Genomic DNA, 22,243 nt, shown 5'->3' with positions numbered 1-22,243 from the left:
ATATGTATCCGGAAGCCTGCGCAAAGTGGGCTTCCGGATACATCATTATGAACTACCTTCCTAGATTAACCTCAAAAATTTAACCCATTAAACCTAAAGAGTGGTGCGAAAGATGACAGTGCTAACAATATCGGCGTTGGAGAATATGATCTTAAAAGAGTTATATGCCCTTGCCAAAGAATACAAAATTGCCTATTACAGCAAACTTACAAAAAAGGAACTCATTTTTTCCATATTGAAATCAAGGGCTGAACAGGAAGGCTACTTTTTCATGGAAGGTGTCCTTGAAATTATCCAATCTGAGGGTTATGGCTTCCTTCGTCCAATCAACTATTCACCGAGTTCGGAAGATATCTATATATCCGCTTCACAAATCCGCCGATTCGATTTGCGGAATGGTGATAAAGTGAGTGGAAAAGTCCGTCCTCCAAAGGAATCTGAACGTTATTACGGTCTATTGCAAGTTGAAGCAGTAAATGGCGAAGATCCCGAAGTAGCCCGTGAACGCGTGCATTTCCCGGCGCTTACACCGCTCTATCCAGACCGCCATATCAAACTGGAAGTGGATCCGTTTAAATTGTCGACACGTATTATGGACCTGATTTCGCCGGTCGGATTCGGTCAGCGTGGGCTCATTGCTGCTCCGCCAAAAGCGGGGAAAACATTGTTGTTGAAGGAAATCGCAAATTCCATTACACGGAACCATCCTGAAGCGGAACTAATCGTTCTGCTGATCGATGAAAGACCAGAAGAAGTGACTGACATCGAAAGGTCTGTCAAGGCCGACGTCGTCAGTTCAACATTCGATGAACTGCCGGAAAACCATGTAAAAGTGGCGGAACTCGTCTTGGAACGGGCGATGCGACTGGTAGAACATAAACGCGATGTTATCATTCTTATGGATTCCATCACGCGACTTGCGCGTGCTTATAACCTTGTCATTCCATCAAGCGGACGCACGCTGTCCGGTGGTATCGACCCGGCTGCATTCCACCGTCCGAAACGATTCTTCGGAGCAGCACGTAATCTTGAAGAAGGCGGAAGCTTGACCATTCTTGCGACGGCTTTGATCGACACAGGCTCACGCATGGATGAGGTCATCTACGAAGAATTCAAAGGAACGGGCAATATGGAATTGCATCTTGACCGCAACCTTGCAGAACGACGGATCTTCCCGGCGCTCGACATACGCCGCTCAGGTACACGGAAAGAAGAGTTACTCATTCCCGCTGACCAGCTTGAAAAGTTATGGGCCATCCGCAAAACATTTTCCGACTCGCATGACTTTGCAGAACGCTTCCTGAAAAAGTTGCGTCTGACAAAAACAAACGAAGAGTTCTTCGACAAACTAAATGAAGAGATGAAAGCCCATCGTAACGGTAAAGGGCTTCTGTAAGAGAGTCTAGCTTATAGAAAAAGCCACTGAAAAATTTCTTTTTTATAGTAAGAACTAGTTAATTGTAGTGGAGAGCGGCGACTCCAGCGGGAACAGCACGAGCTGAAGACCCCACAGGAACGCGTCCGCTCGGAACGGAAATCAACGGGATTGAAGGAAATCGTACTTTTTCAGTACCCTCGCTTAGGGGGGGAGGCATCCCCAAGCGCCGTAGCGAATTCAATGTGATTTAATAACTCACTGTATACAGTATCTAATTAAAATAGTTGCATATGACACTAAAACTTGATATAATATTTGAAGTAACTTGAGTACTATCTGCGTGCATATGCGGTTGACGAACACGGACCGTGTAAGGCATCAGTCTTATAATATAACTCTGTACCAGATGGTTCAGGGCGAAGGGAGAGAGATTGATGAAAGCAGCAATTCATCCAGCTTATAAAGTAGCAACTGTTACTTGTTCATGTGGTAACACATTTGAAACAGGTTCTGTAAGAGAAGACATCCGAATTGAAGTTTGTTCGGAATGCCACCCATTCTACACTGGACGCCAGAAATTTGCTCAAGCGGACGGACGTGTCGACCGCTTCAACAAAAAATATGGTCTCAAAGAAGAAGGCCGCGAAGAAGAAGGCCAAGAGTAAGGTCTTCAGGATACCCGTCAGGTGCACATGCGCCGGGCGGGTATTTCTTTTTGAACAGGAAATTATAAAATTCTTGCCCTGTGGATAACGTGCGGATGTTAAAATCTCATGTCCAGACTCCGAGCCTCAGAACAGGCACTTATACTTTCATTCTTGTGGGAAACTCTACATAACATATTCAGGCCCGAAATAAAAGACGTTAAATTCGTCATCTTTTCGGGTATGATAGATAGTCCACTGACAATAAAGAAATTACTCTATATATGCAATTGGAAGGAGATACAACATGTACGCAGCTATGCAAGGCGGTTGGATAGAAGTCATTTGCGGCAGTATGTTTTCGGGGAAGTCTGAGGAATTAATCAGGCGGATTAGACGATCGCAGTTTGCCAAACAGAAAATCGTGGTATTTAAACCGGAAATCGATGATCGTTTCAGCGAAGAAGCCGTCGTCAGCCATAATGGGACAACTGTTATCGCAAATCCTATCGCCAACTCAAATCATATTGAGCAGTTTGTTACCGATGATTATGACGTCATCGCTATCGACGAAGCTCAATTTTTTGACGAAGGTATCGTCGACGTGGTGATGGAATTGGCAAATCGCGGATTCCGTGTTATCGTCGCAGGACTTGATCAGGATTTCCGCGGCGAACCATTCGGACCGATGCCTCGTCTTATGGCAGTTGCCGAACACGTAACGAAACTGCAAGCTGTCTGCACGGTATGCGGCTCGCCTTCGAGCAGAACACAACGGCTCATTAACGGCATACCTGCCGGCTATGATGATCCTATCATCCTGGTAGGTGCCTCAGAAGCCTACGAACCACGATGCCGCAAGCATCATGAAGTGCCAAAAGGTGTAACGGCGGCTGCAGCAATTGCAAAAGGATAATCACAATTATGGCCCGTCCGGCAGAGAACCGGGCGGGCTTTTTAGTTGACTAGCGGGTGGTGATAGGTTTCTTGGAGGCGCTGTCTACTTTTACTGAAACGTTGTCACCTTCTGCAAAGACGTTGACAAGTTAATCACATTTCCACTGAACTTCATCCAACTGCCCAAGAACGTCAGCAGCAGTGAAATAACTGTATTTACCAAGCAAATTCACGTACAATAAACGTACAAAACAGTCCTGAAAATGAGGTGTCCACAATGTTTGAAAGGTTACAAGCAGTAGAAGACCGATATGATCATCTGAATGAAATGCTCAGTGATCCAGCGGTAGTAAGTGATATGACAAAGCTTCGCGAGTATTCAATAGAACAATCCGGTTTGCAGGAAAAAGTCGAAACGTATCGTGGCTATAAAAGTGCAAAAACGGAACTTAAAAACGCTAAAGAAATGCTGAACGAACATCTTGACGATGACATGAAAGAACTCGTCAAAATGGAAGTATCCGAGCTTGAAGATAGTATTGAGTCATTTGAGGAAAAACTGAAAATATTGCTTGTGCCGAAAGATCCGAACGATAATAAAAACGTCATCATGGAAATTCGGGGGGCAGCAGGCGGTGATGAGGCGGCGCTATTCGCCGGTAGCTTATTCCGCATGTACAGCCGCTATGCGGAAATGAATCATTGGAAAGTTGAAGTGTTGGATTCATCCCCGACAGAACTCGGCGGCTTTAAAGAAATTATTTTCCTGATAAATGGAACAGGCGCCTACTCGAAATTGAAATATGAAAACGGGGCACACCGCGTGCAACGGGTACCGGAAACTGAATCCGGCGGGCGTACGCATACGTCGACAGCGACCGTCGCATGCCTTCCTGAAGCGGAAGAAGTTGAAATTGTCATCCATGAAAAAGATATACGAACAGATACCTATGCATCATCAGGTCCTGGAGGCCAATCGGTCAACACAACGATGTCCGCTGTCCGATTGACACATCTTCCAACTGGTATCACCGTCTCGATTCAAGATGAAAAATCGCAAATCAAAAATAAAGAAAAAGCAATGAAAGTATTACGGGCGCGTGTTTCCGATAAATTCACACGTGAAATACAAGACGAGTACGATGAAAAAAGAAAATCAGCAGTCGGTACAGGTGACCGTTCAGAGCGGATACGCACATACAACTTCCCACAAAACAGGGTGACCGATCACCGTATAGGCTTGACCATTCAGAAACTCGATCAAATTATCGAAGGAAAACTCGATGATGTCATCGATGCACTTATTCTAGAAGAACAGGCATATCGCCTGGAAAGCTTGGATCGCAATGACTGAAAAAATTTATGAAGCTCTCCAGCGGGCTTCTTCTTTATTAGAAAAAAAAGGGCATGAACCGAATGCGGCGCAACTTCTCATGGAATTCATCACAAACAAGTCCAGGGCTTCTTTACTTGCTGATTTGCGCGAACCGCTTACGGCTGCCCAGCACAAAAGCTTTTGGGATAAAACCACTGAACTGCTCGAAGGGAAACCTGTTCAATATGTCATCGGTGAAGAAAGTTTTTACGGCTACATCTTCAAAGTTGATGAAAATGTTCTTATTCCGCGCCCAGAAACGGAAGAACTCGTTTACGGTGCACTTGAACGAAGTGAAAAACTCTTCGCCACTAAAAAGATTAGCATCGCCGATATCGGAACGGGTAGCGGCGCAATCGCGATTTCAATCAAAAAAGAATGGCCCGAAGCTAGCGTTACTGCAACGGATATCAGTGAAGGGGCGCTTGCAATCGCGAAGGGCAATGCAAAAGCGAACGGCGCGAATGTCAATTTTCTTCAAGGTGACCTCACTGCACCCATTGCACAGGAAAAATGGGACGTTGTGTTATCAAATCCGCCCTATATCGCGCATGAAGAAGCGACTCTGATGTCAGGCATCGTTCTCGATCACGAACCGCACAACGCTCTATTCGCGGATGAAGACGGACTATACTTTTATCGGAAACTTGCCGAAAACTTGCCGCCTCTTATGAACAAGCCTTCCCTCATCGCAGTTGAAATCGGCTATATGCAAGGACCGGCTGTGCATAAGTTGTTCAAAGACTCATTCCCGGAAGCTATAGTTGAAACGGTAAAAGATATTAATGGAAAAGATCGAATGATATTTTGCGAGACTCGTGAATAAATCCCTCCTACTCTGGCAACAATGCAGAGTAGGAGGGGATAGACATGTTACAAGACTATGAGATTAATAGAACGAAAACTATAATTCAAAAATTGGTGCCTTATATTGAATTCATCATCATACTTATCATGATTCAGGCTCTTGTCTCGCTATTTACAACGGCGGCAGAGGAAGATGATACGATTCGTTTCAGGCTGCTTGCTCATTCCGATACGCCTGCTGATCAAAGGGTGAAAATAGCTATTCAACATGAAATCCAACCGCTCATCGAAAATGCGGTCAATAGTTCAAAGACGAAAAAGGAACTTGGGGATAACTTGGCAGCGCTCGAAAGTACAATCATCGAAATAGCCAAGTCGAAGTCAAACGGAACCGCCATATCGCTTGAGCGGAAGGCGGCATTGTTTCCGCCCAAGCGTTCGGGACTCTTCGTTCACCCGCAAGCAACATATGACGCCTACATTTTGACAATTGGCAGCGGACGCGGAGATAACTGGTGGTGTGCACTATTCCCGAAAATCTGTTTTCCGGATGAGAAAGAAGAAGAAGAGGAAAAAGTCACTTTTTTCGTCTGGGAGTGGATAAAAGGGCTATTTGCATAAAGTTATCAACTACATCTGTGGATAAATAATAGAAAATGTGTATAAGTGGGGGATTAACTCATGGAAACAAAATTGGTTTCAGTGGATAACTTTCTGGATAACGAAAAAAAATATAAACAGGCTGTGGATATATTGAAAAACGGCGGCGTCGTCGCTTTTCCTACGGAGACGGTGTACGGTTTGGGTGCTCTTGCAACTGACCAGCACGCCGTACAGCAAATCTTCGAAGCGAAAGGGAGACCTTCCGACAATCCACTTATCGTACATATTGGCAATAAAGAAGAAGTGTATAACTATGTAACAGGTGTTAACGCAGACGCGGAAAAACTGATGGATACGTTTTGGCCTGGCCCGCTTACGTTAGTTTTCCACAAATTACCTGGTATCATTGCACAAAATGTAACACCTGGCGTTGAAACAGTCGGTGTCCGAATGCCCGATCACCCGGTTGCATTAGGGCTTCTGCGGGCACTTGGCAAACCACTTGCTGCACCCAGCGCCAATCGGAGCGGGAAACCGAGTCCGACAGAAGCAGCTCACGTTTTTAAAGATCTTGAAGGACTTATTCCACTCATTCTGGACGGTGGACAGACTGGTGTTGGTGTTGAATCGACCGTTCTGGATATGACTTCAGTCCCACCGACTATTTTGCGTCCGGGCGGTACGACGCAAGAAATGATTGAAAGCGTCATTGGCAACGTCATAGCAGACAGCAAATCACCTGGTGAACAAGCGCCTCGTTCTCCGGGCATGAAGTATTTGCATTATGCACCCGAAGCTCCTGTTTACATCATTGATGACGACGCACAAAAAATTCGCAGTGCGATTGATGCGCTTCATGCGGAAGGAAAGAAAGTGGCTCTTATCGGTCCGGATGAACTGGACGTTCCAGCAGTGGATTGGTATTTTGCAATAGGCCCGGCTGGCAACAGTGAAGCAATGGCAACAAATTTATACGGTGCGCTTCGAGAATGTGATTTGACGGTTGCAGACATCATTCTCGCCGTCAAAACGAACTTAGCTGGAGTAGGTGCCGCCGTCATGAACAGATTAATGAAAGCTGCCGAAGGAAAACACTATAAAGACTGATCCTAATACGAATGACCTCCCTAAATACCGCATAGGATGGACTGATACGGTATTGGGGAGGTTTTATTTTGGCAGAATTGTTCGCAGCTGGTGTTACAACTTTAGATGTTTTAGTCATCTATTCTTTTCTGCAAGTTAAAAAAGGGAAGTTTATATTGGCACTTTGGACGTCTTTTCTTAATATGGCATTCCCGTTTCTTGGCTTTATAACAGGAGAGTTGTCTGCGCATATATTCACAGTCTGGAGCAGTATATTATCAGGCGTAATGCTTAGTTTAATCGGTATACATATGCTGTTACAAGATAATACATCGGGCTCTCCGTCAAGACTGGCCTCTCCTTTTATCATTGCATTCGCTGTAAGTGTCGACGCCTTTTCGGTGAGTGTTTCATTTGGTATGCTTCAGATGGATAAAATGCTGTTCATCGCAGCATCGGGATTATTTACCTTCATCTTTTCTTACGCAGCGCTTCGGATAAAAGGGCATTTTGGTCTTAAAAATGGAAGAGTACTGAGGACAATTGCAGGTTTGGCTTTATTAACATTAGGAATATTGTCATGTTTTAGTTGAAATTGACTGTTCCTTTACTCACAAAAATCAGTTATCCTTAAAGGAGCAGATGATTGTAATGAATATTTATTTAATTTGCACAGGAAACACATGTAGAAGCCCGATGGCGGAGGCAATTCTCCGTTCAAAAGGGATTGCGAATGTGGCAGTTCGTTCGGCGGGAATTCACGCACAGAACGGCTGGCCGATTTCTTCGAATGCAAAAATGCTGATAGAAGAATTGGACATGCCTTACACCGCTGTTTCAAGAGCTGTTTCGAGTGAAGATTTGAAGTGGGCAGATATCGTATTGACAATGACTGAAGGCCATAAAGCCGCACTCATACATGCCCACCCAGAAGCGGATTATAAGACATTCACATTAAAAGGATTTGTGACGCCGGAAATTGCTGGTGATGTGCACGACCCGTACGGCGGCGATATCGAAACCTACCGGCAGTCATTCGATGAGTTGTCGGAGATCATTGATGTGCTTGAACAGAAACTGATGGAGGAATAATGATGAGAGAAAAAAGGGGAAAAAAGTTTGGCTTAAAGAGAAAGCTAATTCTATTTATAACGATACTTGCGATTGTCACCTACACAACAAGTGCCTTATTCATTAACATCGTACAACCACAATTTTTCCCGAATTTCGAACCGTTCTGGTTTGCAGTGATGACGTATGCAATGGGGATATTCTGGTCGGGCGTGTTAGCGGCACTCTTCAGTACCGTTTTGACTAAACCATTGCAAAACTTGGAAGAAGCAGCGAACAAAGTCGCAGATGGGGAAATAGGTATGGATATCGAGCTGCCGAACTCGTCTGATGAAATTCGCTCAGTCGCAGAAGCATTTCAGCATATGGTCATTAATTTACGTACAATAGTTGGGCAAATTGAAACGAATTATGACAAAACAGCCAGTACAGTAGATAATTTATCTGCTGAAACCGGAGCAGCTGCGAGACAAGCGGATGCAGTAGCATCTACGATCAAGGAAATTGCCTCCGGCGCAGAGGAATCGGCAATCGCCATCCAAGAAACAGCAGAAGCCATTGAAGATGTCCGGCTGTTAGCTGTTGAAGTGAGCAACAGAGCGGAAGATTCCTCTGAACGTTCAACAGAGATGCTTGAGGAACTGGGACGGACGACAGAAGTATTCCGGATACTTGTCGACGGTATCCGAAATATGTCTTCGCAAAGTGAGTTATCACTTGGCACAATTAGGCAGTTGGATCACAATGCACAGAAAATCGGAGAAATTGTCCAGCTTGTTGGCAACATTGCTGCACAGACAAATTTACTGGCATTGAATGCGTCAATCGAGGCTGCACGTGCTGGCGAACATGGTAAAGGCTTTGCAGTAGTTGCAGAAGAAGTACGCGTGCTGGCTGATGAAAGTGCCAAAGCCGTAAATGGCATCTCAGATCTTGTGGCGACAATCCAGACAGATGTCACGAAAGTCGTCAAGGAAATGGAACAGCAAGTGAAGACGGCCGCAACTGAAGCAGACCGTGCAAATGAAACAAGCGAAAATGTCGAAGCGATGGCGTCTAAAGTGAATGGCATGGCCGATTCTGTCGTTGAAATCACAAAATTTGTCGAACTGCAGTTAACCAATATCGAAACAACCGCGCGTCAATCGCAAGAAGTCGCAGCAATCGCCGAAGAAACTTCAGCTGGAGCACTCGAAGTCGGAGCTGCCACAGAAGAACAAGTGCACTCAATCGAGCAGGCAGACGCAATGGCAAGCGAACTAAAGACCCAATCCGAAGAACTTTATAACGTCATTAGCCAATTTGACAGGACTACAAGAAAAGCGTAGGCGGCCCGTTTAGACGCGACCGGCATAAGGCGGGCCTGCGAAGCGACATACTTTGTCGCACAGCTGGACTGCCTTATGACCCGAGCGTCTGGGCTGCTGAAGCTGGCCACAAGAAAAGCGTAAGCGCCTGTTTAGCTCTGACAAGCGCTGGAAGGCTTGAAGATAAAGGCGTTTTTGGCCTTTATCAGCAAGACTGAAGCGACTCGAGGAGCTAGGCGCTGAAGCTGGCCACAAGAAAAGCGTAAGCGCCTGTTTAGCTCTGACAAGCGCTGGAAGGCTTGAAGATAAAGGCGTTTTTGGCCTTTATCAGCAAGACTGAAGCGACTCGAGGAGCTAGGCGCTGAAGCTAGCCACTAAGAAAAGCGTAAGCGCCTGTTTAGCTTTGAGAAGCGCGTTGGACTGATGCGTAGCATTCCTCGATTTAAAAGGCTTTCCTATCAACATTTAATTGTTGGTTTTAACTTACAAAGTTTTCAAGTTTTACAACGCGAATGAGGGTCTAAAGGTAAAAATACAAAACACAACTCTAATTTCACTTGAGTTGTGTTTTTTTTGTTGAAAAATGATAGAATAAGTTGTGAGTATATTATGAAAAGAGGCTTGTCATGAAAATCGCGATTTCTTCAGATCACGGCGGAAACAATCTTCGTCATGAAATTATCAAATTATTGGCAGAACTAGGATTGGAATTCGTGGACTTTGGTCCAGATTCAAATGAGTCCGTTGACTATCCGGACTTTGCGGCACCTGTCGCCAATGGAATAGCATCAGGAGAATTTGATCGGGGCATTCTTATTTGTGGAACAGGGATTGGCATGTCTATTGCGGCGAATAAAGTAAAAGGCATCCGTTGTGCCCTTGTTCATGACGTCTTTAGTGCGAAAGCAACAAGACAGCATAACGATTCAAACGTTCTGGCGATGGGCGAACGCGTCATCGGGCCTGGCCATGCAAGAGAAGTCGCAACGGCTTGGCTGAAAACAGAATTCGAAGGCGGACGCCACGAGCGCCGCATAGGCAAACTAATGGAACTAGAGGACTAAAGAAAAGCGGAGGCGCCTGTTCAGCCCCGACAAGCGCTGGAAGGCTTGAAGATAAAGGCGTTTTTACCTTTATCAGCAAGACTGAAGCGACTCGAGGGGCTAGGCGCCAGAGCTAGACACTAAAGAAAAGCGAAGGCGGCCCGTTTAGATGCGACAGGCATAAGACGGATCGACGAAGCGGCGTCCTTTGCCGCACAGTCGGGCTGGCTTATGACCCGAGCATCTGGGTTGCCGTAGCTAGACACTAAAGAAAAGCGAAGGCGGCCCGTTTAGATGCGACAGGCATAAGACAAACAGACGAAGCGGCGTCCTTTGCCGCACAGTCGGGCTGACTTATGACCCGAGCATCTGGGTTGCTGTAGCTAGACACTAAAGAAAAGCGGAGGCGCCAGAGCTAGACACTAAAGAAAAGCGGAGGCGGCCCGTTTAGATGCGACAGGCATAAGACGGATCGACGAAGCGGCGCCCTTTGCCGCACAGTCGGGCTGACTTATGACCCGAGCATCTGGGTTGCCGTAGCTAGACACTAAAGAAAAGCGGAGGCGGCCCGTCAAAAAGGAATGCAGCTACATGACCTACATCCTGTAGGCCTCCGCAAGAAAGCAGGTGTGAATAAAGTGGATGCTTTGAATTTATGGAAGCTTCAACTCGAACAGCTGTTAACAGAAATGGCTGAACAGACAGACCTTATTCCAGGAACGCTATTCGTCGTTGGCTGTTCGACTTCTGAAATTGCCGGCAAACGAATCGGAACGGGAGGGGCGCTTGAAATTGGAGAAGCGTTATATGAACCTCTAAAAGATTTTTCCGAAAAACATAATTTATTTCTTGCATTTCAAGGATGCGAACATATTAATAGAGCGTTAACAATTGAACGGCATGCAGCCGAAAAATACATGCTTGAGCCAGTGTCAATCATACCAGTGACACATGCAGGCGGTTCAATGTCCGCCTATGCCTACCAGCATATGAACGATCCTGTAGTTGTAGAGGAGATTCGCGCAAGCGCCGGCATTGATATTGGACAGACCTTAATCGGTATGCATTTAAAGCGGGTTGCTGTCCCTCTGCGCACCTCAATTGGAAAAATCGGCAACGCGGTTGTCACGGTTGCAACAACAAGACCGAAGTTAATTGGTGGAGAACGTGCAAAATATAAAATAGATAATGATAGCGAAGGGGAATGAGAAAATGGAATTGAACAATGTGAAACGTGAAGATGAAGCTGTATATGAAGCAATTATGGCGGAGAAAAAGCGTCAACAGTCAAATATTGAATTGATTGCTTCTGAAAACTTCGTAACAGAAGCGGTTATGGAAGCACAAGGTTCTTATTTAACGAACAAATATGCAGAAGGCTATCCAGGCAAACGTTATTACGGTGGCTGTGAGCATGTCGACGTTGTTGAAAACATCGCACGTGACCGAGTTAAGGAAATTTTCGGTGCTGAATATGCAAACGTTCAACCGCACTCTGGTGCACAAGCGAACATGGCTGTTTACTTTGCAGTACTTGAGCCCGGAGATACGGTTCTTGGTATGAATCTATCGCACGGCGGTCACTTGACGCATGGTAGTCCAGTTAACTTCTCTGGCGAGTTGTACAACTTTGTAGATTATGGAGTAAGCAAGGAAGATGAGCGGATTGACTACGAGGATGTTCGTCAAAAAGCACTTGAGCATAAACCGAAAATGATCGTAGCAGGGGCAAGCGCATATCCGCGTGAAATTGATTTTGCGAAATTCCGTGAAATCGCGGATGAAGTGGGCGCATATCTATTTGTAGACATGGCGCATATTGCGGGGCTTGTAGCAGTAGGTGAGCATCAGAACCCAGTACCTCACGCACACTTCGTCACATCGACAACACATAAAACATTACGCGGACCGCGTGGCGGACTTATCCTTTCTACACAGGAATTCGAACGTAAGCTGAATAAATCAATCTTCCCGGGTGTCCAAGGCGGACCATTGATGCACGTCATTGCCGCAAAAGCGGTTGCATTCGGCGAAGCACAGAAACCGGAGTTCAAAACATATATTCAACAAGTGAAGAGCAATGCTAAAGTATTGGCTGAAGCGCTAATTGCGGAAGGTGTAGACGTCGTATCCGGCGGAACAGACAACCATCTGGTTTTATTAAACTTGCGATCACTTGAAATCACTGGGAAAATTGCAGAGCATGTATTGGATGAAGTCGGCATCACTGTGAATAAAAATACGATTCCATTTGACACGGAAAGCCCATTTGTTACATCGGGAGTCCGAATCGGAACGCCAGCAGTTACAACACGCGGCTTTAAAGAAGAAGAAATGAAAGAAATTGCATCGATCATGGCGAAACTTCTGAAAAACCATGAAGACGAAGCGGTGAAAAAAGAAGCGCAACAACGTGTTACTGCATTAACGGACAAATATCCGTTATATGCATAATAGCTAAAGAAATAAGCCGCTATCAAAATGGATGGCGGCTTGTTTTTTCTTTCACTTGAAGGAGGGATTGAATGATGGATAATCCTAGAAAAACGCAGACCGACAAAGCTGAAAAAGCAATATTATTTAATTGGCTTCAACGTTTTGGAAGCCGTTTTCGGACAGGTTTCATTTTGACGGATCCATCTGTTTCAGACGATCCAGTTGTTTTTATCAATGAAGCATTTACTGACATTACGGGTTACCCATCCGAAGAAGTGATTGGGCAAAACTTGCGATTCATGCAAGGCGAAGAAACCGATATGGAGCTTATTGAGGAAATCAATAAGAAACTTCGCAAGGGAATGCCTGCGAATGCCGAAATCCTTCATTATAAAAAAGACGGTACTCCGTTTTGGAATGAGCTCGTTATCCAGCCGCTCGTCGACGAAAGAGGGAAAGTTTTATTTACCGCATCTTTCATTTTGGATGTGACCGAACGGAAAAAGGACGAATCCTTGCTAAGGTTGCAAGAGGCTATTTTTTCAGGCATAAATGCGGGGGAAGAGCTCACTGATTTATTGCAAAAGATAGGGAATGTCGTTGAGTCTTTCTTTCCGGAAGGTTCTGTATGCTCGATTCTTTTCAAAGAGCAGGATGACGGTTGGTACATTGGAGCTGCAGACTCCGTACCTGACCAATTGATTGGAGAAATGTTGAACAACAAGGCGCTGGGGAACAAATATGTACCAGAAGATGTAATTGTCATGGAAAGTAGTGAACTGACTGTCCGACAGGTAGAGAAATCGGCATCAGATTTTTATTCGAATTGGTCGGTCCCTACAGTTGACGACGAAGGTGAAATGAATGGGCTACTAACGGTATTCATGAAGAAAAATGGAAATCCGACGGAAATGCAAATTCAGTTCCTCAAAAAGATGGTTCCTATTGTACAAATGACGAGAAAGCATTATACACAGCAAACAGAGTATCGCAGGCTTGCTTTCACTGATCCGCAAACGGGGCTTCCGAACCGACATGCGTTTTTGAATAAACTTAAACAAAACATCTTAGACGGACAAGAACATTTTGTTGCAATTATAGAACCAGGTGAATATGCAAAAATTGTAGACCTGTATGGAAGAGATGCAGCTGATGAATTGTTCGTTCAGCTTGGCAAACGAATTGAAAAAGTAGGTGAAACAAAACCAAACTTTATCGGTCGTTTTTCAAGTGCATCGCTTGTCATGACGAGTGAAAGCGAAGAAGGCAGTGGGGAACACTATCTTCTTGAATTGGGCGCGATTGTTGGGGAGCCATTCATTGTTGCTGGCCAAGAAATGTTCATCACGCTGAAAATTGGGATTTCATTTACTGAAGGCGACAAAAAAAGTGAAGAGGAACTTTTACGCAGAGCGGATATAGCGATGTCGGATGCGAAAAAGAAGCCTGGCAATGCGATGTCATTTTACAGGAATCTGCAAAACGAAGAAATGATAAGAGAAATGAAGATATTTAATGAATTGTCTAAGGCTCTGATTGCACAGGAAATCGATGTCTATCTTCAACCGAAAGTCGATTTAAAAGATGGTGAAATCATAGGCTTCGAAGCGCTTGCCCGCTGGTTCTCGCCGGTCCTCGGTCCAGTGCCGCCCAACCTATTCATCCCGGCTGCAGAAAATATGGGTAAGATCATTGATCTGGAAATCGTTATTTTATCGAAAGTGATGGAATGGCAGCAGAAACGCGAGCAATCAGGCAAAAAAATGTATCAGGTGGCCGTCAATATTTCTGTCCATCATTTCTTTGACCACGCTTTCGTCGATGAACTAAAAAAACTCGCAAATAACTATGACCTTTCGCCACGGCATATTATGCTGGAAATGACGGAAAGTATCGGACTCGTTGATTTGCAAAAGGCGAAATTAATTTTTAAAGAACTAAATAAGGCAGGGTTCGAAATATCAGTAGACGATTTTGGTGTCGGATTTTCATCGCTCAGCTATTTGCCGCAATTGCCTCTTTGCGAGTTGAAGATTGATCGCAGTTTCATCAGCGCGCTTGATGAACCGGATACACTTGCTGTCGTCAGAACAATCATCCAACTTGCTGAGAATCTCAATTTAACAACAGTTGCGGAGGGAATTGAAGAAGAACGGCACATTGAAGTTCTGCGCAGTCTAGGCTGCAAAGTGGGGCAAGGGTTCTACTATTATAAGCCGATGCCTTTAGAAGAAATCGATCAATTACTTGCCGAATAGTAAGACATTAAAGAGTAGGAAGTCTAGTGTGCCCGAATTGGAATATATCTGTTATAATGAACAGGACATTCTGAAAAGGGGCGAAAAAACAATGCCGAAAATACACGTTTTTGATCATCCGCTTATCCAACATAAACTGACGTACATACGTGACATCAACACAGGAACGAAAGAATTCCGTGAACTTGTCGATGAAGTAGCGACACTGATGGCTTACGAAATAACACGCGAACTTCCGCTTCACGAAGTGGAAATCCAAACGCCTGTCTGTAAAGCCAATTCAAACGTACTTGCGGGCAAAAAACTTGGCATTGTACCGATCCTGCGTGCAGGTATCGGAATGGTTGATGGTATTTTGAAACTTATTCCAGCAGCAAAAGTGGGACATGTTGGACTTTACCGTGATCCAGAAACGCTTCAGCCAATCGAGTATTATGTGAAACTTCCTTCCGACGTATCGGTACGCGACTTCATTCTTGTCGATCCAATGCTGGCGACGGGCGGATCTGCAATTGCGGCAGTCGAATCATTGAAGAGCCGCGGTGCGACAAGCATTAAGTTCATGTGTCTAATTGCTGCTCCAGAAGGTGTGAAAGCATTGACAGAAGCACATCCCGACGTTGATATTTATATCGCTGCAATGGATGAAAAACTTGATGAAAAAGGCTACATCATACCAGGACTTGGTGATGCAGGCGACCGTCTATTCGGAACAAAATGATTTGGAAGGCGTGAAGATTTTGACAAAGAAATGGAAAGTGATGACGATTTTCGGCACGAGGCCGGAAGCTATTAAAATGGCTCCGCTCGTATTGGAACTGCAAAAGCATTCGGACGACATTGAATCGATTGTGACGGTTACAGCGCAACATCGCGAAATGCTGGACCAAGTGCTTCACACATTCGGTATCACACCAGATTTTGATCTTAATATCATGAAAAACCGGCAAACACTCGTTGACGTTGCGACACGCGGACTAGAGGGGCTTGATCGGATCATGAAAGAAGCACAGCCTGATATCGTACTTGTGCATGGAGATACATCGACGACTTTTGTCGGCAGCCTGGCAGCTTTCTATAACCGAATTTCGGTCGGACATGTTGAAGCGGGACTGCGCACGTGGGATAAATATTCGCCCTACCCAGAAGAAATGAATCGGCAGCTGACAGGTGTCATTGCTGATCTTCATTTTTCACCGACAGAACAATCGGCCCGCAATCTAATTGCTGAAGGGAAGTCGGAAGAACGTATTTATATAACAGGTAATACTGCAATTGATGCGCTTCAAACGACAGTGCGCGAAGAATATGCTCATCCGGTTCTCGATAAAATCGGGACGGACAGACTAGTATTGCTAACCGCCCATCGCCGTGAAAACTTGGGTGAACCAATGCGCAACATGTTCCGTGCCATTAACCGGCTACTTGCAAAACATGACGATATCCAAGTCGTCTATCCTGTCCATATGAACCCGGCAGTCCGTGAAATAGCAGACGAACTTCTCGGCGGAAACGACCGTATTCATTTGATCGAACCGCTTGAAGTTATCGATTTCCATAACTTTGCCGCACGTTCACATATCATCTTAACCGATTCAGGCGGTGTTCAAGAAGAAGCGCCGTCACTGGGTAAACCGGTAATTGTATTGCGTGACACGACTGAACGTCCTGAAGGTATCGAAGCCGGCACATTAAAATTGGCTGGTACGGATGAAGAAACAATCTTCACGTTGACAGATACACTTTTGACAGATGAAATGGAATACAACAAGATGGCAAAAGCGTCCAATCCATATGGTGACGGCCACGCTTCTGAACGGATTGTTGAAGCGTTAAAAAAATACTTATCTTCTATTGAATAACAACCAGCACGACGACCGGATCTAACCGGTCGTATTTTTTTGGCGTTGGAAGTCATGGCGAAACGAGAGTTAGTCATGGCACTTCTCCAATTAGTCATGGCTCTCGCGTGAATTCATGGCAAACCGCGAGTTATTCATGGCAAACCGCGAGTTATTCATGGCGTTTCGTCGGTTAGTCATGGCTCGCACGTGAATTCATGGCAAAACGAGAGTTATTCATGGTATTTTGTCGGTTAGTCATGGCTCGCACGTGAATTCATGGCAAACCGCGAGTTATTCATGGCGTTTCGTCGGTTAGTCATGGCTCGCACGTGAATTCATGGCAAAACGAGAGTTATTCATGGCATTTTGTCGGTTAGTCATGGCTCGCACGTGAATTCATGGCAAACCGCGAGTTATTCATGGCGTTTCGTCGGTTAGTCATGGCTCTCACATGAATTCATGACAAAGCGAGAGTTAATCATGACATTTCTCCGGTTAGTCATGGCTCCCGTGTGAAGTCATGGTAAAACGAGAGTTATTCATGGCATTTCGTCGGTTATTCATGGCTCTCACGTGAATTCATGGCAATCCACCAGTTATTCATGGCACTACTCCAGTTAGTCATGTCAAAGCACTAACCTAACTGTCATGAAAATTCGTCAAACTGTCACAACATCATTACCTTGAAAACTAAGGGGAATCCCTAATAGAACTTTAACGTATCTAACCATCTGGTGTTTAAACACCCAAATTTGTCGAATATTTGACAAAGTGAAGACTTTGTGAAGAATTTCACGGGAATCAATTGACATCAAAATATGCCTATTGTATGCTTACAAAGGGTAAGAATGATAGGGTTTTCATAATGAAACGGCAACATAATGTGAATGTTAAGGCTGTGTTGATGTCCTATCGCTTTTCGACGGATGTGCAAAGCTTAAATGGCATCTTGCATTTGAGTAAACGTTCCATCTGCCGAAACGCCTTCCATTCGACAATACTCGCACAACTTACAGGTTCCATCCTTTTCAGAGTCTTGCCAAGAATAGTGTAAGCGGCCTGCTTAGACTGGACAAATAACTGGCTGGACGGCGAAATGGAACCACCCGTTTTTCCTTGTGATCTGCTTGCTTCTAAGCCTAATCTCAGATGAAGTTGCAAGGCTTCTACAATCTAGAAATACGAATCAGGAGAATAATCTACCATGGAGACTTTGCAGGGAATATATAAAAGGCAAAAGAGAGTTCTCTTTTTTTTGCTCGCATTGTTTGTCCTCGGTTGGGCATTAACTGATTTTAAACCTGTTTTTGCAGGTTTAATTGTCGGATCTCTGTTTGGATTGTATAATTTCTGGATTCTTGTCCGTAGAATGGAAAGATTTGATAAGATTTTTACGGAAGGAAAGAAAAAAGCTTCACTTGGAACGATGATGCGCTTTGCATCCGGTGTGGCTGCGGCAGCAGTCGCCATTTCGCTGCCGGAACATTTTAACCTGGTTAGTTCGGTTATCGGGCTTATGATTCCTTACATCCTATTAGTGGCTGGTGGAATTATATTCCGTACAAAAAACCATTAAAGCTTTTTCGAAGAAAAGAGCTGACGACGCACTTAGCTTTTTCGCAGGAAATGCTTAATTCGATTTTGAAAGGGAGGTGAACGAAACGTGAACCATGAAAATCCGACGGTAGTATGGCTCGGATTGACATTTAACTTGTCAAACGTCCTTATGCTTTTCATTACGTGCCTGATTGTATTCCTTATCGCATTCATTTCAACGCGAAGAATGCAACTGAAACCTACGGGTATGCAGAACTTTATGGAATGGATCATGGATTTCGTAAAAGGTATTATCAAGAACAACATGGACTGGAAAACAGGCGGGCGCTTTCATGTACTTGGAATAACGCTATTAATGTTTGTTTTCGTAGCCAACGTGCTCGGACTTCCATTCTCAATTACTTGGGATCATGAGCTTTGGTGGAAATCACCAACAGCAGATCCGACAGTTACATTGACTCTTGCTGCAATGGTCGTTGTTTTAACGCATTACTACGGTATTAAATTACTCGGTCTCAAAGAATACGGAAATGGTTATCTAAAACCGATGCCGTTTTTATTCCCCTTGAAGATCATTGAGGAATTTGCAAACACGCTGACACTCGGTCTGCGTCTTTACGGAAACATCTATGCTGGTGAGGTCTTAATCGGTCTTATCGCCACGCTCGGAGCAGGAAGCGTATACGGCTTTGTCGGCGCTCTAGTTCCAGCACTCGCTTGGCAAGGGTTCTCGCTCTTTATCGGAGCAATCCAAGCATTCATCTTTGTTATGTTATCGATGGTCTATATGGCGCACAAAGTCAACACAGACCATTAAACATATACTGCCCGTTTAACGGGTGAACAAACAAAAAAACTCGAAAATCTTAGGAGGAAATTATACTATGGGTCTATTAGCAGCGGCAATCGCAATCGGTCTTGGTGCACTTGGTGCAGGTATCGGTAACGGTTTAATCGTATCTAAAACAGTTGAAGGGATCGCTCGTCAACCAGAATCACGCGGCGTTCTTCAAACAACAATGTTCATCGGGGTTGCACTAGTTGAGGCGGTTCCTATCATTGCGGTAGTAGTTGCATTCATCGTAATGAACAAATAAGTAGTACAAACATCTACAAAATGGCGAAGTGCGCACTTTAACGTCCTTCGCCATTCCTTTATGGATAAAAACGCTAGAAGTGATTTAAACTATATAAAGAACGATTTTCATATTTGATGAATTATAAGCTCTTGAAGGGAGTGAAACAATCGTGTTTTTGGATACCTTCGTCCTATTGGCAGCAGATGCAGCCGATCCAGGATTTTTAGAAAAATTGAACAACAGACTTAACCTAGGCGATATTATCGTCACACTTTCATTTTTCACGATTCTTATGCTTCTTCTGAAGAAATTTGCTTGGGGCCCGCTTATGGGAATCATGGATCAACGTGCTGAGTTGATCGCAAATGAAATCGAAGCAGCTGAAAAAAGCCGTACGGAATCACAACAAATTCTTGAAGAACAGCGTAACCTGTTGAATGAAGCGCGCAACAACGCGCAGGCGATTGTTGAAAATGCCCGTAAGCAAGGCGAAACACAGCGTGCCGAAATTCTTACAGCAGCTCGTTCAGAAGTGGGTCGTATGAAAGAAGAAGCGACTCTTGAAATTGCATCAGAAAAAGACAAAGCCGTCGCGGCAGTTCGCGGAGAATTCGTATCTCTTTCTATCCTTGCAGCATCTAAAGTACTCGGTAAAGAAATTTCCGAGGAAGATAATCGCGCATTGATTGAAGAGACGATTGAGAAGGCAGGCGAAGGCCGATGAGCCAATCGGTTGCAGCAAAGCGCTATGCACAGGCATTGTTTGAACTAGCACAAAAAAACGGACAAACTGGCCCGATTCAAGAAGATCTAATTGAATTGAAAAAAGTTTTCCAAACAAACAAAGAGCTCGGTCAATTACTTGATTCACCGAGATTGAAAACAGCTAAAAAGAAAGAACTTCTTGCAGATTTATTCAAAGGCGCGAATCAGCTCATTTTGAATACACTGTTCGTAATGATCGACAAGAAACGCATAGACGAGGTTGTAAACCTAGTTGACGAATTTACCGCATTTTCGAATGATGCGGCAGGCATCGCTGAAGCAAAAGTGTATTCTACACGTTTGCTGACGGCTGATGAAAGCCAAGCCATCTCTACTGCGTTCGCGCAAAAAATCGGTAAACAAGCATTGCGTATTGAAAATATCATTGATCCAAGCCTAATCGGAGGTATTCGTCTCCAAATTGGTAACAATATCTACGACAGCAGCGTGAGCGCGAAGCTCGAGCGACTGAAACGGGATCTCATTGGGTCATAAATCTGAAACTTGAGGGGTGACATGCATGAGCATCAAAGCTGAGGAAATCAGTGTTCTCATAAAACAGCAGATTGAAAATTATCAATCTGAGATGAAAGTGAGCGAAGTCGGTACAGTTATCACAATTGGTGATGGTATCGCACGTGCTCATGGCCTCGACAACGTCATGGCCGGAGAACTTTTAGAGTTCTCAACTGGCGTCATGGGTCTGGCTCAAAACTTGGAAGCGAACAACGTTGGTATCGTTATCCTAGGGCCTTACACAGACATCAAAGAAGGCGATGAAGTACGTCGAACAGGCCGTATTATGGAAGTTCCTGTCGGAGAAGAATTAATCGGACGTGTAGTGAATCCACTTGGGCAACCAGTTGATGGATTAGGTCCGATTGCAACGACAAAAACTCGTCCAATTGAAAGCCCGGCACAAGGGGTTATGGCGCGTAAATCCGTTCATGAACCACTACAAACCGGCATTAAAGCGATTGACGCACTTGTACCAATCGGTCGCGGACAGCGTGAATTGATCATCGGTGACCGTCAAACAGGTAAAACGACAGTTGCAATTGATACAATTCTGAACCAAGCTGACCAAGATATGATTTGTATTTATGTAGCAATCGGACAAAAAGAATCAACAGTTCGTGGTGTTGTTGAAACACTCCGTAAAAACGGCGCACTTGATTACACAATCGTTGTTACGGCTTCTGCTTCACAACCATCTCCACTACTATACCTTGCACCATACACAGGAATAACAATGGCTGAAGAATTCATGTTCCAAGGTAAGCACGTTCTAATTGTTTATGATGACCTATCTAAACAAGCGGCGGCATACCGTGAACTTTCTTTGCTACTTCGTCGTCCTCCGGGCCGTGAAGCTTATCCTGGTGACGTTTTCTATCTTCACTCCCGTTTACTTGAACGTGCAGCGAAGTTGAATGACACGCTTGGTGCTGGTTCTATCACGGCATTACCATTTGTTGAAACACAAGCTGGAGATATCTCTGCTTATATTCCAACGAACGTAATCTCCATCACAGATGGACAAATTTTCCTTCAATCTGACCTATTCTTCTCGGGTGTACGTCCAGCGATCAACGCCGGTCTTTCCGTTTCCCGTGTTGGTGGATCAGCGCAAATTAAAGCAATGAAAAAAGTTGCGGGTACACTACGTCTAGATCTTGCGGCATACCGTGAGCTTGAAGCGTTCTCACAATTCGGATCAAACCTTGACTCTGCAACTCAAGCGAAACTGGACCGCGGAGCGCGTACAGTTGAAATCTTGAAGCAGGACTTGAATAAACCGTTTAAAGTTGAACAGCAAGTAATGGTTCTTTACGCATTGACGCGTGGATTCCTTGACGATATTGCAGTCAAAGATATTCTTCGTTTTGAAAGCGAACTTTTAAGCTGGCTCGAATCTAACCACACTGACGTTTTAGACCATATTCGCACGACGAAAGACCTTCCGGCTGATGATTTGATGGCAGAAGCACTCAACGCATTCAAGAAGATTTTCGCACGTTCTGAATAATTCTAGTTGGAATCAAATTTGACGTTCACCGTTAAATTGACCAAAAAAACAATAAGGTGGTGAG

Annotated in this window: 22 protein-coding genes; all 22 read left to right on the top strand. The window is 44.6% G+C overall.

Features of this window, described 5'->3' with window-relative positions; genetic code table 11:
- Nucleotides 1–112: 112 nt before the first annotated feature.
- Nucleotides 113–1,396 carry a transcription termination factor Rho gene (gene rho / locus MKZ11_RS01350; protein ID WP_340792273.1) on the top strand — a complete coding sequence of 428 codons (1,284 nt, stop codon included), beginning with the start codon at nt 113–115 and terminating at the stop codon, nt 1,394–1,396.
- 416 nt (nt 1,397–1,812) lie between these two features.
- On the top strand, nt 1,813–2,043 hold the full coding sequence (rpmE, locus tag MKZ11_RS01345; protein ID WP_187045926.1) for a 50S ribosomal protein L31: 231 nt from the start codon (nt 1,813–1,815) through the stop codon (nt 2,041–2,043).
- A gap of 286 nt (nt 2,044–2,329) precedes the next feature.
- Nucleotides 2,330–2,938 carry a thymidine kinase gene (locus MKZ11_RS01340; RefSeq protein WP_340792272.1) on the top strand — a complete coding sequence of 203 codons (609 nt, stop codon included), beginning with the start codon at nt 2,330–2,332 and terminating at the stop codon, nt 2,936–2,938.
- 258 nt (nt 2,939–3,196) lie between these two features.
- Nucleotides 3,197–4,273, top strand: coding sequence for a peptide chain release factor 1 (gene prfA / locus MKZ11_RS01335; protein ID WP_340792271.1), 1,077 nt, complete (start codon nt 3,197–3,199; stop codon nt 4,271–4,273).
- Nucleotides 4,266–5,120 (top strand): peptide chain release factor N(5)-glutamine methyltransferase, encoded by an 855-nt coding sequence (prmC, locus tag MKZ11_RS01330; RefSeq protein WP_340792270.1) that lies wholly within the window; start codon nt 4,266–4,268, stop codon nt 5,118–5,120. Before prfA ends, prmC begins: the two co-directional genes overlap by 8 nt.
- Before the next feature lie 44 nt (nt 5,121–5,164).
- Nucleotides 5,165–5,722 carry a stage II sporulation protein R gene (locus tag MKZ11_RS01325; RefSeq protein ID WP_340792269.1) on the top strand — a complete coding sequence of 186 codons (558 nt, stop codon included), beginning with the start codon at nt 5,165–5,167 and terminating at the stop codon, nt 5,720–5,722.
- A 60-nt stretch (nt 5,723–5,782) separates the two neighbouring features.
- Nucleotides 5,783–6,811 (top strand): L-threonylcarbamoyladenylate synthase, encoded by a 1,029-nt coding sequence (locus tag MKZ11_RS01320; protein WP_340792268.1) that lies wholly within the window; start codon nt 5,783–5,785, stop codon nt 6,809–6,811.
- 68 nt (nt 6,812–6,879) lie between these two features.
- A complete protein-coding gene (locus MKZ11_RS01315; protein WP_340792267.1) occupies nt 6,880–7,383 on the top strand; it encodes a manganese efflux pump MntP in 504 nt (167 codons plus the stop codon).
- Nucleotides 7,384–7,441: 58 nt separating this feature from the next.
- Nucleotides 7,442–7,882, top strand: coding sequence for a low molecular weight protein arginine phosphatase (locus tag MKZ11_RS01310; protein WP_340792266.1), 441 nt, complete (start codon nt 7,442–7,444; stop codon nt 7,880–7,882).
- Nucleotides 7,883–7,884: 2 nt separating this feature from the next.
- Nucleotides 7,885–9,189: a methyl-accepting chemotaxis protein gene (locus tag MKZ11_RS01305; protein WP_340792265.1), complete on the top strand. Its 1,305-nt coding sequence runs from the start codon at nt 7,885–7,887 to the stop codon at nt 9,187–9,189.
- A gap of 605 nt (nt 9,190–9,794) precedes the next feature.
- On the top strand, nt 9,795–10,232 hold the full coding sequence (gene rpiB, locus MKZ11_RS01300) for a ribose 5-phosphate isomerase B (protein WP_340792264.1): 438 nt from the start codon (nt 9,795–9,797) through the stop codon (nt 10,230–10,232).
- A gap of 560 nt (nt 10,233–10,792) precedes the next feature.
- Entirely contained in the window at nt 10,793–11,419 is a 627-nt protein-coding gene (locus MKZ11_RS01295; RefSeq protein ID WP_340792263.1) for a TIGR01440 family protein, read from the top strand.
- A 4-nt stretch (nt 11,420–11,423) separates the two neighbouring features.
- Entirely contained in the window at nt 11,424–12,665 is a 1,242-nt protein-coding gene (gene glyA, locus MKZ11_RS01290) for a serine hydroxymethyltransferase (protein ID WP_340792262.1), read from the top strand.
- A 74-nt stretch (nt 12,666–12,739) separates the two neighbouring features.
- On the top strand, nt 12,740–14,905 hold the full coding sequence (locus MKZ11_RS01285; RefSeq protein WP_340792261.1) for a putative bifunctional diguanylate cyclase/phosphodiesterase: 2,166 nt from the start codon (nt 12,740–12,742) through the stop codon (nt 14,903–14,905).
- A gap of 91 nt (nt 14,906–14,996) precedes the next feature.
- The gene (gene upp, locus MKZ11_RS01280) at nt 14,997–15,626 is read left to right on the top strand and encodes a uracil phosphoribosyltransferase (protein WP_340792260.1); all 630 of its coding nucleotides are present in this window, start codon (nt 14,997–14,999) and stop codon (nt 15,624–15,626) included.
- A gap of 19 nt (nt 15,627–15,645) precedes the next feature.
- Nucleotides 15,646–16,767, top strand: coding sequence for a non-hydrolyzing UDP-N-acetylglucosamine 2-epimerase (gene wecB, locus MKZ11_RS01275; RefSeq protein WP_340796879.1), 1,122 nt, complete (start codon nt 15,646–15,648; stop codon nt 16,765–16,767).
- Nucleotides 16,768–17,953: 1,186 nt separating this feature from the next.
- Nucleotides 17,954–18,325 (top strand): ATP synthase subunit I, encoded by a 372-nt coding sequence (locus MKZ11_RS01270; RefSeq protein WP_340792259.1) that lies wholly within the window; start codon nt 17,954–17,956, stop codon nt 18,323–18,325.
- A gap of 87 nt (nt 18,326–18,412) precedes the next feature.
- Entirely contained in the window at nt 18,413–19,123 is a 711-nt protein-coding gene (gene atpB / locus MKZ11_RS01265; RefSeq protein WP_340792258.1) for a F0F1 ATP synthase subunit A, read from the top strand.
- Between the two features lie 67 nt (nt 19,124–19,190).
- Complete coding sequence (atpE, locus tag MKZ11_RS01260; protein ID WP_340792257.1) at nt 19,191–19,403, top strand: F0F1 ATP synthase subunit C; 213 nt, start codon at nt 19,191–19,193, stop codon at nt 19,401–19,403.
- 151 nt (nt 19,404–19,554) lie between these two features.
- Nucleotides 19,555–20,109, top strand: a complete 555-nt coding sequence (gene atpF, locus MKZ11_RS01255) for a F0F1 ATP synthase subunit B (RefSeq protein ID WP_340792256.1) — start codon at nt 19,555–19,557, stop codon at nt 20,107–20,109.
- Nucleotides 20,106–20,645 carry a F0F1 ATP synthase subunit delta gene (locus MKZ11_RS01250; protein ID WP_340792255.1) on the top strand — a complete coding sequence of 180 codons (540 nt, stop codon included), beginning with the start codon at nt 20,106–20,108 and terminating at the stop codon, nt 20,643–20,645. The genes atpF and MKZ11_RS01250 overlap by 4 nt, the downstream gene beginning before the upstream one ends.
- Before the next feature lie 25 nt (nt 20,646–20,670).
- Entirely contained in the window at nt 20,671–22,179 is a 1,509-nt protein-coding gene (atpA, locus tag MKZ11_RS01245; RefSeq protein WP_340792254.1) for a F0F1 ATP synthase subunit alpha, read from the top strand.
- Nucleotides 22,180–22,243 lie beyond the last annotated feature (64 nt).

The sequence above is a fragment of the Sporosarcina sp. FSL K6-1508 genome (genome assembly GCF_038007465.1).
Lineage (GTDB): Bacteria > Bacillota > Bacilli > Bacillales_A > Planococcaceae > Sporosarcina > Sporosarcina psychrophila_B.
The sequence above is the reverse complement of the archived record's forward strand: the minus strand, read 5'-3'. Positions and strand labels throughout refer to the sequence as shown.

Coding starts and splice junctions, on each gene's coding strand:
- rho (WP_340792273.1), top strand. CDS start 113: ATGACAGTGCTAACAATATCGGCGTTGGAGAATATGATCTTAAAAGAG.
- rpmE (WP_187045926.1), top strand. CDS start 1,813: ATGAAAGCAGCAATTCATCCAGCTTATAAAGTAGCAACTGTTACTTGT.
- MKZ11_RS01340 (WP_340792272.1), top strand. CDS start 2,330: ATGTACGCAGCTATGCAAGGCGGTTGGATAGAAGTCATTTGCGGCAGT.
- prfA (WP_340792271.1), top strand. CDS start 3,197: ATGTTTGAAAGGTTACAAGCAGTAGAAGACCGATATGATCATCTGAAT.
- prmC (WP_340792270.1), top strand. CDS start 4,266: ATGACTGAAAAAATTTATGAAGCTCTCCAGCGGGCTTCTTCTTTATTA.
- MKZ11_RS01325 (WP_340792269.1), top strand. CDS start 5,165: ATGTTACAAGACTATGAGATTAATAGAACGAAAACTATAATTCAAAAA.
- MKZ11_RS01320 (WP_340792268.1), top strand. CDS start 5,783: ATGGAAACAAAATTGGTTTCAGTGGATAACTTTCTGGATAACGAAAAA.
- MKZ11_RS01310 (WP_340792266.1), top strand. CDS start 7,442: ATGAATATTTATTTAATTTGCACAGGAAACACATGTAGAAGCCCGATG.
- MKZ11_RS01305 (WP_340792265.1), top strand. CDS start 7,885: ATGAGAGAAAAAAGGGGAAAAAAGTTTGGCTTAAAGAGAAAGCTAATT.
- rpiB (WP_340792264.1), top strand. CDS start 9,795: ATGAAAATCGCGATTTCTTCAGATCACGGCGGAAACAATCTTCGTCAT.
- MKZ11_RS01295 (WP_340792263.1), top strand. CDS start 10,793: ATGCAGCTACATGACCTACATCCTGTAGGCCTCCGCAAGAAAGCAGGT.
- glyA (WP_340792262.1), top strand. CDS start 11,424: ATGGAATTGAACAATGTGAAACGTGAAGATGAAGCTGTATATGAAGCA.
- MKZ11_RS01285 (WP_340792261.1), top strand. CDS start 12,740: ATGGATAATCCTAGAAAAACGCAGACCGACAAAGCTGAAAAAGCAATA.
- upp (WP_340792260.1), top strand. CDS start 14,997: ATGCCGAAAATACACGTTTTTGATCATCCGCTTATCCAACATAAACTG.
- MKZ11_RS01270 (WP_340792259.1), top strand. CDS start 17,954: ATGGAGACTTTGCAGGGAATATATAAAAGGCAAAAGAGAGTTCTCTTT.
- atpE (WP_340792257.1), top strand. CDS start 19,191: ATGGGTCTATTAGCAGCGGCAATCGCAATCGGTCTTGGTGCACTTGGT.
- MKZ11_RS01250 (WP_340792255.1), top strand. CDS start 20,106: ATGAGCCAATCGGTTGCAGCAAAGCGCTATGCACAGGCATTGTTTGAA.
- atpA (WP_340792254.1), top strand. CDS start 20,671: ATGAGCATCAAAGCTGAGGAAATCAGTGTTCTCATAAAACAGCAGATT.